The 17419-nt window shown below is 74.6% G+C and carries 12 protein-coding genes; 11 read left to right on the top strand and 1 reads right to left on the bottom strand.

Going from position 1 to position 17419, the window contains the following annotated elements; translation table 11 throughout:
* Positions 1 to 18 precede the first annotated feature (18 nt).
* The 3 genes from AB0G11_RS24460 to AB0G11_RS24450 are packed head-to-tail and all read left to right on the top strand — an operon-like array spanning position 19 to position 5158.
* Positions 19 to 1146: an amidohydrolase family protein gene (locus AB0G11_RS24460; protein ID WP_357588414.1), complete on the top strand. Its 1128-nt coding sequence runs from the start codon at positions 19 to 21 to the stop codon at positions 1144 to 1146.
* Positions 1143 to 2327: a M20 family metallopeptidase gene (locus tag AB0G11_RS24455; RefSeq protein WP_357588412.1), complete on the top strand. Its 1185-nt coding sequence runs from the start codon at positions 1143 to 1145 to the stop codon at positions 2325 to 2327. The genes AB0G11_RS24460 and AB0G11_RS24455 overlap by 4 nt, the downstream gene beginning before the upstream one ends.
* A gap of 11 nt (positions 2328 to 2338) precedes the next feature.
* A complete protein-coding gene (locus tag AB0G11_RS24450; protein ID WP_357588410.1) occupies positions 2339 to 5158 on the top strand; it encodes a glycoside hydrolase family 2 TIM barrel-domain containing protein in 2820 nt (939 codons plus the stop codon).
* A gap of 82 nt (positions 5159 to 5240) precedes the next feature.
* Here the strand turns inward: AB0G11_RS24450 and tuf are convergent, their stop codons facing one another.
* On the bottom strand, positions 5241 to 6407 hold the full coding sequence (gene tuf / locus AB0G11_RS24445; RefSeq protein WP_357588408.1) for an elongation factor Tu: 1167 nt from the start codon (positions 6405 to 6407) through the stop codon (positions 5241 to 5243).
* Positions 6408 to 6708: 301 nt separating this feature from the next.
* On the opposite strand from tuf, the gene AB0G11_RS24440 reads away from it, so the two are divergent.
* The 8 genes from AB0G11_RS24440 (at position 6709) to AB0G11_RS24405 (ending at position 17395) form a co-directional block, all read left to right on the top strand.
* On the top strand, positions 6709 to 8595 hold the full coding sequence (locus AB0G11_RS24440) for a S9 family peptidase (protein WP_357588406.1): 1887 nt from the start codon (positions 6709 to 6711) through the stop codon (positions 8593 to 8595).
* Positions 8559 to 9872: a serine hydrolase gene (locus AB0G11_RS24435; protein WP_357588404.1), complete on the top strand. Its 1314-nt coding sequence runs from the start codon at positions 8559 to 8561 to the stop codon at positions 9870 to 9872. Before AB0G11_RS24440 ends, AB0G11_RS24435 begins: the two co-directional genes overlap by 37 nt.
* Positions 9873 to 9884: 12 nt before the next feature.
* Positions 9885 to 10712 carry a serine hydrolase gene (locus AB0G11_RS24430; RefSeq protein ID WP_357588526.1) on the top strand — a complete coding sequence of 276 codons (828 nt, stop codon included), beginning with the start codon at positions 9885 to 9887 and terminating at the stop codon, positions 10710 to 10712.
* A gap of 23 nt (positions 10713 to 10735) precedes the next feature.
* Positions 10736 to 12319, top strand: a complete 1584-nt coding sequence (locus tag AB0G11_RS24425; RefSeq protein WP_246646769.1) for a helix-turn-helix domain-containing protein — start codon at positions 10736 to 10738, stop codon at positions 12317 to 12319.
* A gap of 95 nt (positions 12320 to 12414) precedes the next feature.
* The gene (locus tag AB0G11_RS24420; RefSeq protein WP_357588402.1) at positions 12415 to 13977 is read left to right on the top strand and encodes an ABC transporter substrate-binding protein; all 1563 of its coding nucleotides are present in this window, start codon (positions 12415 to 12417) and stop codon (positions 13975 to 13977) included.
* Positions 13978 to 14916, top strand: a complete 939-nt coding sequence (locus AB0G11_RS24415; RefSeq protein ID WP_219517728.1) for an ABC transporter permease — start codon at positions 13978 to 13980, stop codon at positions 14914 to 14916.
* Positions 14916 to 16727 carry a dipeptide/oligopeptide/nickel ABC transporter permease/ATP-binding protein gene (locus AB0G11_RS24410; protein WP_357588400.1) on the top strand — a complete coding sequence of 604 codons (1812 nt, stop codon included), beginning with the start codon at positions 14916 to 14918 and terminating at the stop codon, positions 16725 to 16727. Before AB0G11_RS24415 ends, AB0G11_RS24410 begins: the two co-directional genes overlap by 1 nt.
* Positions 16709 to 17395, top strand: coding sequence for an ATP-binding cassette domain-containing protein (locus AB0G11_RS24405; protein WP_357588398.1), 687 nt, complete (start codon positions 16709 to 16711; stop codon positions 17393 to 17395). Before AB0G11_RS24410 ends, AB0G11_RS24405 begins: the two co-directional genes overlap by 19 nt.
* Positions 17396 to 17419 lie beyond the last annotated feature (24 nt).

Below are 17419 nucleotides of genomic sequence, written 5' to 3'. Positions count from 1 at the left end.
CCGGGTAGGACCCTCCCAGTGACCGACCTGATCACCGCGCTGCGCGACCTGCCGCTGGTCGACCACCACGTGCACGGCGCCACCGGGCACGACCTGTCGCGCACCGCGTTCGAGGAGCTCATCACCGAGTCCGACCGGCCCGTGCCCTCCTGGATGACGCAGTTCGACTCCCAGCTCGGTCACGCGATCCTGCGCCACTGCGCGCCGCTGCTCGGGCTGGATCCGCACACCGCGCCCGAGGCGTACCTGGCCAGGCGCGCCCGGCTCGGCGCGGACGAGGTCAACCGCCGCCTGCTCGGCGCCTCCGGCGTCGGCCACTACCTGGTGGAGACCGGCTACCGGCCCGGCGAGATCCTCGGCCCGTCCGGCATGGCCGAGGCCACCGGCGCCCCGGTGGACGAGGTGGTCCGGCTGGAGGCCGTCGCCGAACAGGTCGCGGCCACCGGCGTCGACGCCGCCGGTTACGCAGGGCGCTTCGCCGAGACGCTGGCCGAGCGCACCCGCACCGCCCGGGCGGTCAAGACCGTCCTGGCCTACCGGCACGGCCTCGACGCCGACCCCGAGCCGCCGGCGGCCGCCGAGGTGACCGAGGCGGCCGGCCGCTGGCTGGCCGGGGGCGGCGCCCGGCTGGACGACCCGGTGCTGCTGCGCCACGCCGTCTGGGCCGGGATCGAGCGCGGCCTGCCGTTGCAGATCCACACCGGGCTCGGCGACCCCGATCTGGACCTGCGGCGTTCCGACCCGCTGCTGCTGCGCGGGCTGATCGAGCGGGCCGAGCCGTCCGGGGTGCCGCTGCTGCTCCTGCACTGCTACCCGTACCACCGCCAGGCCGGCTACCTCGCGCACGCGTACCCGAACGTCTACTTCGACGTCGGCCTGGGCCTGCACTACAGCGGCGCCGCCTGCGCCGCGCTGGTGGCCGAGAGCCTGGAGGTGGCGCCGTTCGCCAAGCTGCTGTTCTCCTCCGACGCGTGGGGGCCGGCCGAGCTGCACTTCCTCGGCGCCGAGCTGTGGCGCCGGGCGATGGCCCGGGTGCTGGGCGGCTTCGTCGCCGAGGGGGAGTGGTCGGCGGCGCAGGCGGCGCGGGTGGCGGCGATGGTGGGCGCGGACAACGCCCGCCGCGTCTACGGCCTGGGGGCGCCGTGACCAGCCGCCGCGACGTCCTGCTGCGCGAGGTGCTCCGGCGCGAGCTGCACACGGCCGTGGAGCTGCGGCGCGAGCTGCATGCCGAGCCCCGGCTGTCCGGCAAGGAGGGCCCGACGCTCAAACGGGTGCTCGACGCGCTGCCCGGCGGCCAGGTGGAGCACGTCGCGGGCACCGGCGCGCTGCTGCGCGTGGGCGGCGCCGGACCGGCCGTCGGCGTGCGCGGCGAGCTGGACGGGCTGCCGATCGTCGAGCGGACCGGCGTGCCGTGGGCGTCGGTCAACGGCGCCATGCACGCCTGCGGCCACGACGTGCACCTGGCCGCCGTGGTCGCGCTCGCCCGCGCCGTCGACCGGGTGACGGACGTGCTCGGCCCCCGCGACGGCGGCGTCACGCCGCTCGTCGTCGTGCTCCAGCCGCGCGAGGAGAGCTACCCGTCCGGGGCCGCCGACATCGTCCGCTCCGGGGCGCTCGGCCGCCACCGGATCACCGCCATGATCGGCGCGCACGTGCAGCCGGTGCTGGACGACGGCGTCATCGCCTGCACGCCCGGCGCGGTCAACGCCTCCTCCGACGAGTTCCGGGTGACGGTCAGGGGCAAGGAGGGGCACGCCGCCTACCCGCACCTGGCCCGCGACCCCGTCGTGGCGATGGCGCAGGTCATCGTGGCCGCCCAGCAGCTCGTCAGCCGGGCCGCCGACCCGATGACGCCGACCGTGGTCACCTTCGGCACCGTGCACGCCGGCACCGCGCCCAACGCCATCCCCGGCGAGGCCGTCGCCCGGGGCACGCTCCGGTCGCTGTCGCAGCCCTGGCGCGAGACCCTGCACGAGCGCTTCGCCCAGATGGCCGCCGACGTGGCCAGGGCGCACGGCTGCGAAGCCGAGGTGACGGTCCTGCCCGGCGAGCCCGTCCTGGTCAACGACGCCTCCCTGGCCGTGCGGACCGGCGAGCTGCTGCGCGCGCAGGGCCGTACGGTCACCGCCGAGCTGCGCTCGTGCGGCGCGGACGACTTCGCCCAGTACGGGGCGCTGGTGCCGTCGCTGATGATGTTCGTCGGCGTCGACACCGAGACCGGCCTGCACACGCCCGGGTTCCTGCCGGACGACGCCAGCGTGGGCGCCGTCGCGGAGAGCATGCTGGCCGGCTACCTCGCCGCTGACGAAAGCACCGCCAGCCTCTAGGCTCGGCGGCGATGGACATCGAGACATTCACCCCCGGTTCCGGCCGCCTGGCTCCCAGGGCGGCTCTCCGCTCCGACGCACCCTCCCTCGACCTCAACGGCCCCTGGCGCTTCCGGCTCTCGCCGCACGCCCGCGTCGCCGACGACTTCGTCGCCCCCGGCTACGACGACTCCGGCTGGGACGAGCTGCCCGTGCCGTCGCACTGGCCGCTGCACGGCCACGGCGCGCCCGCCTACACCAACGTGTCCTATCCGTTCCCGATCGATCCGCCGCACGTGCCGTCGGAGAACCCCACCGGCGACTACCGCCGCGTCTTCGACCTGCCCGAGGGCTGGACCGGCGGGCGGCTGCGGTTCGACGGCGTCGAGTCGTACGCCAAGGTGTGGCTCAACGGGCACGAGCTCGGCTTTACCACCGGCAGCCGCCTGCCCGCCGAGTTCGACGCCGGGCCCTGGCTGCGGCCCGGGCGCAACGTGCTCGCCGTCCGGGTCCACCAGTGGTCGGCCGCCAGCTACCTGGAGGACCAGGACATGTGGTGGCTGCCCGGCATCTTCCGCGACGTGACGCTTACCCGCTCGGCCGCCGACGTGTTCGTGCACGCCTCCTACGACGACGGGCGCGGCACGCTCAGCTTCGACGGGCCCGGCCTGCTCACCGTCGCCGAGCTCGGCGTCACCGGCCTGGCCCCCGGCACCCCCGTCACGCTCGACGTCGAGCCGTGGACCGCCGAGACGCCCCGCCTGTACGACGCCGAGGTGCGGCTCGACGACGAGACCGTGCGGCTGCGCATCGGCTTCCGGACGATCTCCATCGTCGACGGCGTGCTGCTGGCCAACGGGCGGCCGCTGCTGTTCAAGGGCGTCAACCGGCACGAGTTCCACCCCGACCACGGCCGCGCCGTCCCGTACGAGACCATGCGCGAGGACGTGCTGCTGATGAAGCGGCACAACGTCAACGCCGTCCGCACCAGCCACTACCCGCCCCACCCCGACTTCCTCGACCTGTGCGACGAGCTCGGGCTGTGGGTGATCGACGAGTGCGACCTGGAGACCCACGGCTTCGGCCAGGTCGGCTGGCGCGCCAACCCCATCGACGACCCGCGCTGGGAAGAAGCCCTGCTCGACCGCATGCGCCGCACGGTGGAACGCGACAAGAACCACCCCAGTGTCGTCATGTGGTCGCTCGGCAACGAGGCGGGCACCGGCCGCAACCTCGCCGTCATGGCCGCCTGGACCCGCGAGCGCGACCCGTCCAGGCCCATCCACTACGAGGGCGACCTGTCCTGCCCGGACGTGGACGTCTACTCCCGCATGTACGCCTCCCACGCCGAGGTCGAGGCCATCGGGCGGGGCGTGGAGGAGCCGCTGGACGACCCGGCGCTCGACGCCCGGCGGCGCGCGATGCCGTTCCTGCAGTGCGAGTACGCGCACGCGATGGGCAACGGGCCCGGCGGCCTGGCCGAATACCAGGAGCTGTTCGAACGCTACCCGAGGCTGGCCGGCGGGTTCGTCTGGGAGTGGATCGACCACGGGCTCACCCACCCGGTTCTCGGCCACGCCTACGGCGGCGACTACGGCGAGCCGGTCCATGACGGCAACTTCGTCATCGACGGCCTGCTGTTCCCCGACCGGACGCCGTCACCCGGGCTGCTGGACCTCAAGAAGGTGTACGAGCCCGTCCGGTTCGCCTTCTCGGCCGGGGCCGTGTCGATCACCTGCCTGTACGGGTTCCGCGACCTGACCGGGCTGGCCTTCTCCGCCCTGCTGGAGATCGACGGGGAGGAGGTCGCCGCGTTCGCCCTGGAGGTGCCCGCGGGCGGGGGCGAGGTGAAGCTGCCCGACCTGCCCGAGGGTGACGGTGAGCGGTGGCTGACCGTGCGCGCCGTGCTGGCCCGCGACGAGGCGTGGGCGCCGGCGGGCCACGAGGTGGCGTTCGGCCAGGTCCGCCTGGGCACGGGCGGAGCCCCCTACCACGACGGCGGAGCCCGGCCCGCGCCGGCCGCGATCTCCGCCCCGGGGTCCGTGACCGCCGCGCCGGGCGGTGAGCTCGTGCTCGGCGGCGGCGTGTTCGACCCGGTCGGCGGGCGGCTCACCCGCCTGTTCGGGATCGACGTCGAGGGGCCGCGACTGGAGCTGTGGCGGGCGCCGATCGACAACGACCGCTACAGCGACACCGAAGGGCGCTGGCGGCGGCTCGGGCTGCACCGGCTCACCCACCGGGTCGACGCCGTCGAGACCGGCGACGGCCTGGTCGTGCGCACCCGCGTCGCGCCCGCCGCCACCGACGTCGGCCTGCGCGTCACCTACCGGTGGAGCGCCGGCGGCGACGTCCTCGGCCTCACCGTGGACGTCGAGCCCGACGGCGACTGGACCGAGCCGCTGCCCAGGCTCGGCGTGGCCCTGACCCTGCCGGCGGCCTTCGACCGCGTCACCTGGTTCGGCCGGGGGCCCGGCGAGGCGTACCCGGACACCGGGATGGCCACCCGGGTCGGCCGCTGGAGCGCCACCGTCGACGAGCTCCAGACCCCGTACGTCTACCCGCAGGAGAACGGGCAGCGCGCGGACGTGCGCTGGGCCGAGCTCACCGGGCCGGCGGCGGGCCTGCGGGTGACGGGCGACCCCGTGTTCGGGCTGACCGCCCGCCGCTGGAGCACCGCCGACCTGGACCGCGCCACCCACCTGCCCGACCTCGTGCCGGGTGACCGGGTGCACGTCCACCTGGACGCGGCCCAGCACGGCATCGGCACCGCCGCCTGCGGCCCCGGCACCCTGCCCCGCTACGAACTCAGGCCCGCCCCCACCACCTTCACCTTCACTTTCGCCCCGATCTGACCCGACCGGCCCCCGGCAACGACCGCCCGGCCCGGTGCCGGGCGGTCCTCGCTGGGGGCGTCCCGTGGTGGCGGCGGGAGGGTCAGTCGTCCACCGTGAGGACGGTGCCGGCGCCGACCGTGAGGCCGCCCTCGCGGATGGCGAAGCCGAGCCCCGGGTCGAGCGCGACCGGCTTGCCGAGCTCGACCCTGACGTCCACCGTGTCGCCCGGCCGGACGGGCCCGGGCAGCAGCAGCTCGCCCGGCACGTCGGTCGTGCGCAGGTAGAACTGCGGCCGGTAGCCCGGCGCGACGGCCGTGCGCCGCCCGCCCTCGTCCGCCGTGAGCAGGTGGACGCGGGCGGTGAACGTGCGGTGCGCCCGCTGGTGGCCGGGGGCCGCCAGCACCATGCCGCGCCGCACCTGCTCGCGCCGGACGCCGCGCAGCAGCACGGCGGCGTTGTCGCCCGCCTCGCCCCGCTCCATCGTCCGCCCGAACGTCTCGACGCCGGTCACCACGGCCGTCAGCTCGCCGCCGAGCCCGACGGCCTCGACGGTGTCGCCGACGCGCACGGCGCCGCGCTCGATGGCGCCGGTGACGACCGTGCCCCGGCCGGTGATGGTCAGGACGTTCTCCACCGGCATGAGGAACGGCGCGTCCACGTAACGCACCGGGACGGGCACGTGGTCGTCGACGGCCTGGAGCAGCGCCTCGACGGACGCCGTCCAGTACGGGTCGCCCTCCAGCGCGCGCAGCCCGGACACCCGCACCATCGGGGTGCCGCGGTAGCCGTGCTCGCCGAGCAGGTCCTGCAGCTCCAGCTCGACGAGGTCGGTGAGCTCCGGGTCGGCGCCGTCGGCCTTGTTGACCGCGACGACCAGGTGCTCGACGCCGACGCGCCGGGCGAGCAGCACGTGCTCCCTGGTCTGCGGCATGATGCCGTCACGCGCGGACACGACGAGGATGGCGCCGTCGAGCTGCGCCGCCCCCGTGATCATGTTCTTCACGTAGTCGGCGTGCCCGGGCATGTCCACGTGCGCGTAGTGCCGGGTCGCGGTCTCGTACTCGACGTGCGAGATGTTGATCGTGATGCCCCGGGAGTGCTCCTCCGGGGTCCGGTCGATCCGCTCGAACGGCGTGTACGTCGCCTGGCCCCGCTCGGCGAGCACCTTGGTGATCGCCGCCGTCAGCGTGGTCTTGCCGTGGTCGACGTGGCCCATCGTGCCGATGTTGAGGTGCGGCTTGGTGCGGGCGTAAGCCTGCTTCGCCATGATCCTTCCTTCTTGACGCCTGGAATCCGTGGTGACCCGTACGGGCCGCTACCTCCCCCCGCCGGGTCACACTCGGGACATACGGGAAGAGGTCAGCGCTCCAGGCCGTCGCAGGCAAGCCCGGACGCGCCCGCGGTGCGGGGCGTCGTCAGGAGGGCGTGCCGGATCATGGTGACCATAGTGAGGGAGTGAGCGTTCCCGGGCAACGGGATATTCCCTTTGGCCGGCCGTACAAGGTCGGAGCTCGCCTTCGTCGTGCAGACCGAAGAACGCGGGGCGGCGCTGGCCTAGCGTTCGCCTCATGCCCCGCCTCACGCTGGACGACCTGTTCCGCATCGCCGTACCGTCCGATCCCCAGACGCGGCCCGACGGCTCCGCGGTCGCGTACACCCTGACCACCTCCCGGCGCGAGCCGGACGAGAACCGTGCCGAGATCTGGCTCGCCGCGCCCGGCGCGGAGCCCCGGCGGCTGGCCGAGGGCTCGTGCCCGCGCTGGTCGCCGGACGGGCGCACGCTGGCGTACCTGCGCGCCGACGGCGGGCCGCCGCAGATCTGCCTGCTGCCGATGGACGGCGGCGAGCCGGTCGCGCTGACGTCCGCGCCGCTGGGCGCGGGCGCGCCGGTGTGGTCGCCCGACGGCACGAGGATCGCGTACGCCGGCCCGCACGGCGAGGCCGACCCGCACGCCCCGGTGGTGGCCGACCGGCTGGACTACAAGGCCGACGGCGCCGGGCTGCTGCGCGGGGTCACCACGCACGTGTTCGTCGTGGCAGCGGGGCAGGCCGGCGGCGAGCCGGTGCGGCTGACGGAGGGCGGCTTCCACGCGGGCCAGCCGGCGTGGTCGCCGGACGGGGAGCGGCTCGCGTTCACCGCCGGGATGGAGCCCGACGGCGACCTCGACCTGTCGAGCTCCGTCTACACGGTCGAGGCGGCCGGCGGCGAGCCCAAGCGGCTCACCGGGCCCGAGATGATCGCCGTGGGCGTGTGGTGGCTCGGCGAGCGGCTGGTCGTGGCGGGGATGCGCGGGCCGGTCGCCCACACGCGGCTGTACACGGTCGGCGAGGGCGGGGCCGAGGAGCTGGAGACCGGGCTCGACCGCAACGTCATGGTGGGCGCCCCCGGCTACCCGGGCGCGGCGCCGCAGCTCGCGGGCGACCGCCTGCTGTTCGCGGCCCGCGACGCGGGCTGCACCCACCTGTACGCGCTGCCGGCGGGCGGGGGAGCCGCCGTGAAGGTCGCGGGCGGCGACGCGGTGGTGTCGGGCGCGAGCGTCGCCGGGGGCGTGATGGCGTACGTGGCGTCGACGCCGCGCAGCGCCGGGGACGTGTACCTGGCCGGCCTCCCGACGGACGAGCCGTGCCAGGCGCTGCCCGGCAGGCCGCTCACCGCGTACGCCCTGGACGGGGTGGAGCTGTTCGAGCCGGTGCGGCGCACGTTCACCGCGGCCGACGGGACGCCGGTCGAGGGCTTCGTGCTGCGGGACCAGACGCGGGACGGGCCGGGCCCGGTGCTGCTCGACGTGCACGGCGGGCCGCACAACGCGTGGGCGCCCGTCTTCGACGGCGCGCACCTCTACCACCAGGTGCTCGCCGCGAACGGCTGGACGGTCCTCACCATGAACCCGCGCGCCAGCGACGGGTACGGCGAGGCGTTCTACACGGCGGCGGCCGGGGCCTGGGGGCTGGCCGACGAGCAGGACTTCCTCGGCCCGCTCGACGACCTGATCGCCGACGGGATCGCCGACCCGGAGCGGCAGGCCGTTACCGGCTACAGCTACGGCGGCTACATGACGTGCTGGCTGTCGGCGCGCACCGGCAGGTTCAGGGCCGCCATCCCCGGCGGAGCCGTGACCGATCTGGTCAGCATGGCAGGAACCTCCGATATGGGATATTTCCTGAAAACCTTTGAATGTGGAGGTGATGTCGTCGCCCAGTCCCCGTTCACCCACGTGAGCGACGTGACGGCCCCCACCCTGATCCTCCACGGAGACGCCGACGACCGATGCCCGGTGAGCCAGGCCGAGCAGTGGTTCGGCGCGCTGCGCGAGCGGAACGTCCCCGTACGCATGGTGCGCTACCCGAACGCCTCCCACCTGTTCATTCTCAACGGACGCCCCTCACACCGCCTGGACTACAACGAGAGGATCATCGCGTGGCTGGAGCAATGGGTCACCGGTTCGCCGAGCTGATCACCCAGTACGAGGTGCCCGGCGCGGCCCTCGCCTACCTGCACGACGGCCAGGTCCACGAGTTCGCCGCCGGCGTGCTCAACGCGGACACCGGCGTGGAGGCGACCCCCGACTCGCTCTTCCAGATCGGCTCGGTCACCAAGGTGTGGACCGCGACGATGCTCATGCAGCACGTCGAGGCGGGCACCTTCACCCTCGACACGCCCGTCGCCGAGGTGCTGCCCGAGTTCCGCGTCGCCGACGCCGAGGTGACCAAGACGGTCACGATCCGCCACCTGCTGTCGCACACCAGCGGCATCGACGGCGACCTGTTCCTCGACACCGGCCGGGGCGACGACTGCGTGGAACGCTATGTCGAGGCCTGCGCCGACCTGGTGCAGAACCACCCGCTCGGCGTCACCCAGTCCTACTGCAACTCCGGGTTCACCGTCGCCGGGCGCATCCTGGAGAAGCTCGACGGCAAGGTGTGGGACGCCGTGCTGCGCGAGCGGATCATCGAGCCGCTCGGCCTCACCCACACCTGCACGCTCCCCGAGGACGTGCTGCGCCACCGGGCCGCCATCGGCCACGTCGAGGGCGGCAAGGTCGCCCCGGTGTGGGGGCTGATGCGCTCCGCCGGACCGGCCGGGCTCATCTGCGCCCGCCCCGCCGACGTCGTCGCCTTCGGCCGCGCCCACCTGGAGGGCGGCCTGCTGGACGACCCGCAGGCCATGTGGGAGCCGCAGATCGACATCCCCAACCCGCACACGCTCGGCAAGCAGTGGGGCATCGGCTGGATCCTGGACGAGTGGGACGGCCACCGCGTCATCTCGCACGGCGGCAACACCATCGGCCAGCACGCGATGCTGTGGGTGGTGCCCAGCACCGGCACGGTCGTCGCGGTCGTGGCGAACGGCGGCCACAGCGGCGCGTTCACCCACGCCGTCGCCACCGAGCTGTTCGCCGAGCTCGACGGCATCACCGTGCCGCCGACGCTCGGCCCGCCCGCGACGCCGGTCGAGGTCGACGCGTCCCGCTACGCGGGCGTCTACGAGCGCGCCGGCGCCCGGATGACGATCAGCGAGCGGGAGGGCGGCCTCCAGCTGCGCATCGAGGCCACCGGCCCGCTCGCCGAGCTGCAGGAGCCGGTCGAGCTCGGCCTGGTCCCCGTCGACGCGACCACGTTCGTCGGCCGCCGCGACGGCGACCCCGACTGGATGTCCGCGGTGTTCTACGAACTCCCCGACGGATCCCCGTACGTGCACCTGGGGGCCAGGGCGACCCCCAAGGTGAGCTGAGCGGTGCGGGAGATGCTCGCGGGCGCGCGCGGTTTCGTGCACGCCCGCGACATCGACGGCGACGCCGAGTTCGGCCTCGACCCGGACGAGCCGGTGGTCCTCGCCTCCGTGTTCAAGATCGCGGTGGCGCTGGAGTACGCCCGCCAGGCCGCGGCGGGCGAGCTGTCGCGCACCGAGCGGCTGACCGTCACCGCCGCCGACAAGGACGGCGGCATCGGCACCTCCGGCTGCGCCGACGACGTCTCGCTCACGCTGCGCGACCTGGCCCACTTCATGCTGACGATGAGCGACAACGCCGCCACCGACGTGCTGCTGCGCCGGGTCGGCCTGGACCGCGTGCACGCCACGCTCGCCGGTCTCGGCCTGCGCCGGACCCGGCTGATCGGCGGCTGCGCCGAGCTGTTCGCCCAGGTGGTGGCCGAGCTGGGCACGATCGACACCGACGGCATGCCGCGCGAGCGGATCGAGCCGCTGGCGGTGCGCGACCCGGAGCGCACCACGTCCAGCACGCCCCGCGAGACGACCGCGCTGCTGGCGGCCATCTGGCGGGACGAGGCCGGTCCGCCCGAGGCGTGCGCCGAGGTGCGCACGATCATGGGCAACCAGATCTGGTCGCACCGCCTGGCCGCCGGGTTCGGCGACGAGGTGCGCGTCTCCGGCAAGACGGGCACCCTGTGGGGCATCCGCAACGAGGCGGGCGTCGTGGAGTACCCCGACGGGGGCCGCTACGCCGTCGCCGTCTTCCTGCGCACCACCCGTCTCGGCGGCCGCGACCCGGAGGCCGACGCCGCCATCGGCCGCGCCGCCCGCCACGCGGTGGACCGGTTGCGCAGGCGATGACGAACGCCGCCTATGGTGTGTGGATGACCACCCGCCCACGTGCCAGCCTGCGGCGGATCCTGGACGACCTCGGCAGCACCGTGCTCGACGTCGCCGCCGCGCCCGGTGACCTCGACGCCGAGGTCACCGGCGTGCACATCCACGACCCGCTCGACGAGCCGCACGTGCCGCCGGGCGGGATCGTGCTGGCCGTCGGCATCCACGGCGCGGCCGGCATCCGCGCGCTGCTGGAGTCCGTGCCGGCCGCGGCCGGCGTGGTGGTCAAGCTGCCCGTCGACGTGGACGACGGCGTCCGGGCGGCGGTCGCCGAGACCGGGGTCGCCGTCCTCGGGCTCACCCGGGCCGCCTCCTGGGCGCAGGTCGCCGCGCTGCTGCGCTCGCTGCTGGCCGAGGGCGACCTGGCCGAGGCGGGGGAGGAGGCGCAGGGCGACCTGTTCTCGCTGGCCAACGCCGTGTGCGCGCTCCTCGACGCGCCCGTCACGATCGAGGACCGCTCCTCGCGGGTGCTGGCCTACTCCGGCCGCCAGGACGAGGCCGACCCCGGCCGCGTCGAGACCGTGCTCGGCCGCCAGGTGCCCGAGCGCTACCAGCGCATGCTCGACGAGCGCGGCCTGATCAAGCAGCTCTACCAGAGCCGCGACCCCATCTACATGGAGCTGCCCGGCGACAGCATCAACCGGGCCGCCGTCGCCGTCCGGTCCGGGGACGAGATCCTCGGCTCGATCTGGGCGGCCGTGCACGAGCCGCTGACCGAGCAGCGCCAGCGGGCGCTCGCCGACGCCGCCAAGATCGTCGCGCTGCGGCTGCTGCGCGAGCGGGCCGGCGCCGACACCCAGCGCCGCCTGCGCGCCGACCTGCTGTCCACCGTGCTCGCCGGCGGCGCCGACGCCGCCGAGGCCGCGGGCCGGCTCGGCGTCGCCACCCAGCGACTGTGCGTGCTGGCCGCCCAGCTCACCGGCGAGCCCGAGGGCGACCCGGCACGCGGCGAGAGCGACCGGCAGCGCTTCTGCGACGCGCTCGCCCTGCACGTGGCCACCATCCACCCCAAGGCCGCCGCCGCGCTCGTCGGCTCCGTCGCCTACGCCGTCCTGCCGCTCAACCCCGGCGGCGAGGAGGAGGCCCGCGCCGTCCGCATCGCGCGCAGCTTCCTGGCCAGGGTCGGCCCCCGCCACCCCGCCAACGTCGGCGTCGGCCGGCTGGCCGGCACGCTCGCCCAGGTGGCCAGGTCCCGCGCCGACGCCGACCGGGCGCTGCGCGTGCTGCGCTCGCGCGGCGCCTCCGGCGAGGCCGCCGGCTACGCCGACGTCCACTTCGAGTCGCTGCTCCTCCAGGTCGCCGACGTGGTCAACGCCGAGGAGCAGACCCCCACCGGCCCCTACCAGCGGCTGCTCGCCCACGACCGCGAGCACGGCAGCGAGCTCGTCGCCACCCTGCGCGCCTACCTCGACGCCTTCGGCGACGTCAACGCCGCCTCCGCCCGGGTGCACGTGCACACCAACACCTTCCGCTACCGGCTCAAGCGGCTCGTCGAGATCAGCGGCCTCGACCTGACCGACCCCGACGCCCGGCTCACCGTCATGCTGCAGATGCGGATCTTCGGCCCCTAGCACGACGCCGCCCGTACATTTCGTCGCAGGGAACGAAGAACGCGCGCCGGTGAGCGGACAGGGTGAGGCATCACCCCCAGACTCCCGGAGTCACCATGAGAAAAGCAGCAGTGGCCGCCGCACTGGCCCTGTTCGCCACCGCCTGCGGCGGCGCCCCCGAGACCACGCCCGCCGGGGGCGGCGGCACCTTCACCTTCGCCATCCCCGCCGACCCCGGGGTGCTCGACCCCGCCACCGCCGTGCTGTCGGCCACGAACTCGTTGCTCGTCTTCGCCTACGACACGCTCGTCAACGTCGGCGAGAAGGGGGAGATCATCCCCGGGCTGGCCGAGAAGTGGGAGGTGAAGCCCGACTCCGTCACCTTCACCCTGCGCAAGGACGTCACCTGCTCCGACGGCTCCAAGCTCACCCCGGCCCAGGTCGCCGCGAACGTCAACCACATCGCCGACCCCGCCACCAAGTCGCCCGTCTACGGCGTCCTGCTGCCCACCGGGATGAAGGCCGAGGCCGACGACGCCGCGGGCACCGTCACGCTGTCCATGCCCGAGCCGTACGGGTTCATCCTGGAGACCACCCGCAACCTGTTCATCGTCTGCGGCAAGGGCGTCGAGGACCGGTCCGTGCTGGCCCGCGGCACCTCCGGCTCCGGCCCGTTCGTGCTCACCGAGGCCGCGCCCGGCGACCACTACACCTTCGAGCCGCGCCGCGAGTACGCCTGGGGGCCCGGCGGTGCCACCGGCAAGGACCTGCCCGACAAGGTCGTCCTCAAGGTCGTGCCGAACGAGCAGACCGCCGCCAACCTGCTCGTCGCCGGCAGCATCAACGGCGCCACCTTCTTCGGCCCCGACCGCGCCCGCATGGAGTCCACGCCCGGCCTCGGCAAGCTCACGCCGCCCGGCGGCAACGGCCAGTTCCTCTTCCATCAGGGCGACGGCCGGCCCACCGAGGACGTGGCCGTGCGCAAGGCCCTCACCCAGGCGCTCAACCTCCAGGAGCTGGCCGGCATCGCCTCCAGCGGCACCGGCAGGCCCGTCACCGGGCTCGTCATCGACCCGCGCCCCTGCCCCGGCGACAGCGTCACCGGCCACCTGCCCGCCTTCGACGCCGCCGCGGCCGCCGCCGCGCTCGACGCCGCAGGCTGGAAGGCCGGCCCCGACGGCACCCGCGCCAAGGACGGCGACAAGCTGAGCCTGCGCGTCCTGTACGCGACCACCCGCGGGCCCGGCGTGCAGGCCGCCGTCGAGTACATGGCCGCCGCCTGGAAGAAGATCGGCGTCGACGTCAAGCTCAACGGCGTCCTGGACACCAAGCTGTCGGAGTCGCTCAACGCCACCCAGGACTGGGACGTGGTCTGGCTGCCGATCACCGTCACCCTGCCCTCCCAGCTCATCGGGTTCCTGTCCGGCCCCGCCGCGCCCAAGGGCGCCAACTTCGCGCACCTGTCCAACGACCGCTACGAGGAGCTCGTCGCCAAGGCCATGCCGGTGCCCGGCGCCGAGGGCTGCAAGTCGTGGCTGGAGGCGGAGTCCGCGCTGTTCGACAACGTCGACCTCGTGCCCGTCGTGGAGAACACGCTGCTCGTCGCCACCAAGGGCGCCACGTTCGCCTTCGATGCCGGGGCGCTGGTGCCCACGTCGATCCGCGTCACGGGGACCTGAGTGTCACGCCTTGTGCTGAGGAGGCTCGTCCGGTTCGCCGTGTCGCTCGCGGTGCTCGTCGTGGCCGCGTTCGCGATGATCCACCTGATCCCCGGCGACCCCGTGCGGGCCTCGCTCGGCCCGGCCGCCCCGGTCGAGCTGATCGAGGCCCGCCGGGCCGCGCTCGGCCTCGACCAGCCGCTGCCCGCCCAGTTCGCCGCCTACGTCGCCGGGCTGTTCTCCGGCGACCTCGGCACCTCGTTCCTCACCGGCGAGCCCGTCGCCGAGGTGATCGCCACCCGCCTGCCGAACACGGTGGGCCTGGCGCTGATCGCCACCGCGGTCGCGCTGCTGGCCGCGGTGCCGCTCGGCATGTGGGCGGCCGTCCGCACCGAGAACGGCCGCAACCGCGGCACCGAGGCCGCGTTCGGCTCGGTGACCGGCACCGCCGTCGCCGTCCCCGAGTTCCTGTACGCGATCGCCCTCGTCACCGTCTTCGCCATCGGCCTCGGCGTGCTGCCGCCCGCCGGGAAGGAGGGCGCCGTCTCGTACGTGCTGCCCGTGCTCGCGCTGGCCATCGGCCCCACCGCCACGATCGCGCGCATCGCCAGGGTCGAGACGCTGCGCGCGCTCGGCACCGACTACGTCCGCCTGGCCCGGGCCAAACGGCTGCCGGCCGCCCGGCTGCACCTGCGGCACGTGCTGCCCAACACGCTCACCGCCACCCTCACGCTCGGCGGCCTGATGCTGAGCGCGCTCATCGCCGGCAGCGTGCTCGTCGAGTACGTCTTCGCCTGGCCCGGCCTCGGCATGAAGATCGTCGAGTCGATCACGCAGAAGGACTACCCGGTCGCCCAGGGCGTCATCCTCGTCTACGGCGCGATCGTGCTGCTCGTCAACCTCCTCGTCGACCTGGCGCTCGGCGTCCTCGACCCGACCTCTTCGATCAAGGAGTCGTGATGTTCCGCACCCCCGCGGCCGTCGCGGGCGCCGTCCTGGTCGCCGCCATGGTGGTGCTGGCCGTCATCGGGCCGCCCATCTGGGGGGAGGCCGCCGAGCACATCGACGCCGGCGCCATCCTCCAGGGCTCCTCGGCCGCCCACCCGCTCGGCACCGACAACCTCGGCCGCGACCTGCTCGCCCGGGTGCTCGTCGCCGGCCGCTACTCGCTGCTGCTCGCGCTGGCCGCCGCCCTCATCGGCGCCACCGCCGGGATCGTGCTCGGCGCGCTGCCGTCGGTGCTGCCCGCCCGCCCCGCCCGCCTGGTCACCGGCGCCGTCAACGCGCTCGTCGCCTTCCCCGGGCTGCTGCTGGCCATGTTCACCGCGGTCGTCGCCGGGCTCGGCGCGCGCGGCGCGGTCCTCGGCATCGGCGCCGCCATCGCGCCCGGCTTCGCCCGCCTCACCCAGACGCTCGCCGCCTCCGTCGCCGGGGCCGACTACGTCTCGGCCGCCCGCATGCTCGGCGTGCCGCGCCGCCGCATCCTGGCCAGGCACGTGCTGCCCAACATCGCCGAACCGCTCATCCTCCACCTCACCCAGGCGCTCGGCGGCGCGCTGCTCGGCCTGGCCGGCATGTCGTTCCTCGGCCTGGGCGTGCAGCCGCCCTCGTTCGACTGGGGACGGCTGCTGTTCGACGGGTTCGGCCGCATCTACGTCACGCCGGAGGTCGCGCTCGGGCCCGCCCTGGCCGTCGCGCTGGCCGGCATCGGCTTCAACCTGCTCGGCGACGCCCTGGCCAGAGGCGCCGCGCGCACCTCCGCGCCCCGGACGAAGGCCGTGGCGCCCGAGAGCGCCGACCCCGGCGAGCCCGAGCCGGGCGCCGTGCTCGACGTGCGGGACCTGACCGTCACCTTCCCCGGCGGCGTCACGCCCGTGCGCGGCGTGTCGCTGAGCGCCGCCCCCGGCGAGATCGTCGGCCTGGTCGGCGAGTCCGGCAGCGGCAAGTCGCTCACCGCCGCCGCCATCGGCGGCCTCGTCCCCTACCCCGGCGTCGTCGGCCACGCCCGGCTGCGGCTGGACGGCCGCGACGTCGCCGGCCTCAGCCGCAAGGAGCTCGGCACCTCGCTCGCCATGGTCTTCCAGGACCCGATGGCCTCGCTCAACCCCGCGCTCAAGGTCGGCGGCCAGCTCGCCGAGGTCGCCGTCGTCCACCAGGGCGCCACCCGCGCCGAGGCCCGCGCCCGCGCCGTCGACCGGCTCGGCCACGTGCACCTGCCCGAGCCCGGACGCCAGGCCCGCAGGCACCCGCACGAGCTGTCCGGCGGCATGCGCCAGCGCGCCGTCATCGCCATGGGCCTCATGGGCACGCCCCGCCTGATCATCGCCGACGAGCCCACGACCGCGCTCGACGTCACCGTGCAGCGGCAGATCCTGCGGCTGCTGCGCGAGGTCACCGAGGAGACCGGCTCGGCCGTGCTGTTCATCTCCCACGACATCGCCGTCGTCGGCGAGCTGTGCGACCGCGTCGTCGTCATGTACGCCGGCCGCGTCGTCGAGGAACTGCCCGCCGACCGGCTCACCGAGGGCGCCCACCCCTACACGCGGGCGCTCATCGCCTCGCTGCCCGACATGGACACCGACCGGTCGCTGCCCCTGGCCAGCATCCCCGGCCGCCAGCCCGCCCCCGCCGAGGTCGGCGACGGGTGCGCGTTCGCCCCCCGCTGCCCGCTCGCCACCGGCGCGTGCGCGACCGGGCGCCCCCCGCTCGTCGAGCACGGCCCCGCCCACCGGGTCGCCTGCTGGGAGGTCACATGCACATCGACGGCCTGACCGTGCGCTTCGGCGCGTTCACCGCGGTCGACTCCGTCACCCTGGAGGTGCCGCCCGGCCGCATTGTCGGCCTCGTCGGCGAGTCGGGCAGCGGCAAGTCGTCGCTGGCCAAGGCCGTGTGCGGGCTCGTCCCGCACACCGGCAGCGTCACCGGCGCCTCCCGCGTCCAGATGGTCTTCCAGGACCCGTACGCCTCACTCGACCCGCGCATGCGCGTGGGCGAGTCGGTCGCCGAGGCGCTGCTGCGGATGCCCAGGCAGGCCAGGGCCGCCGAGGTGGAACGGCTGCTCGGCCTGGTGTCGCTGCCCGCCGAGGCGGCCGGCCGCTACCCGCGCGAGCTGTCGGGCGGCCAGCGGCAGCGCGTCGCCATCGCCCGCGCCCTCGGCGCCGAGCCCGACCTGCTGGTGGCCGACGAGATCACCAGCGCCCTGGACGTCTCCGTGCAGGGCGCGGTGCTCAACCTGGTCCGCTCGCTGCGCGACCGGCTCGGCCTGCCGATCCTCTTCATCTCGCACAACCTGGCCGTGGTCCGGTACGTGTGCGACGAGGTCGCCGTCATGCACCGGGGCCGGCTCGTCGAGCACGGCCCCACCGAGGACGTCGTCGGCTCGCCCGGCCAGGACTACACCCGCACCCTCCTGGAGGCGGTGCCCCGCCTGCGCCGCTGAGCCCGCGAAGCGGGCAGGGCCGCC

It is taken from the genome of Nonomuraea sp. NPDC023979 (assembly GCF_040639085.1).
Classification (GTDB): Bacteria; Actinomycetota; Actinomycetes; order Streptosporangiales; family Streptosporangiaceae; genus Nonomuraea; species Nonomuraea ceibae.
The sequence above is the reverse complement of the archived record's forward strand: the minus strand, read 5'-3'. Positions and strand labels throughout refer to the sequence as shown.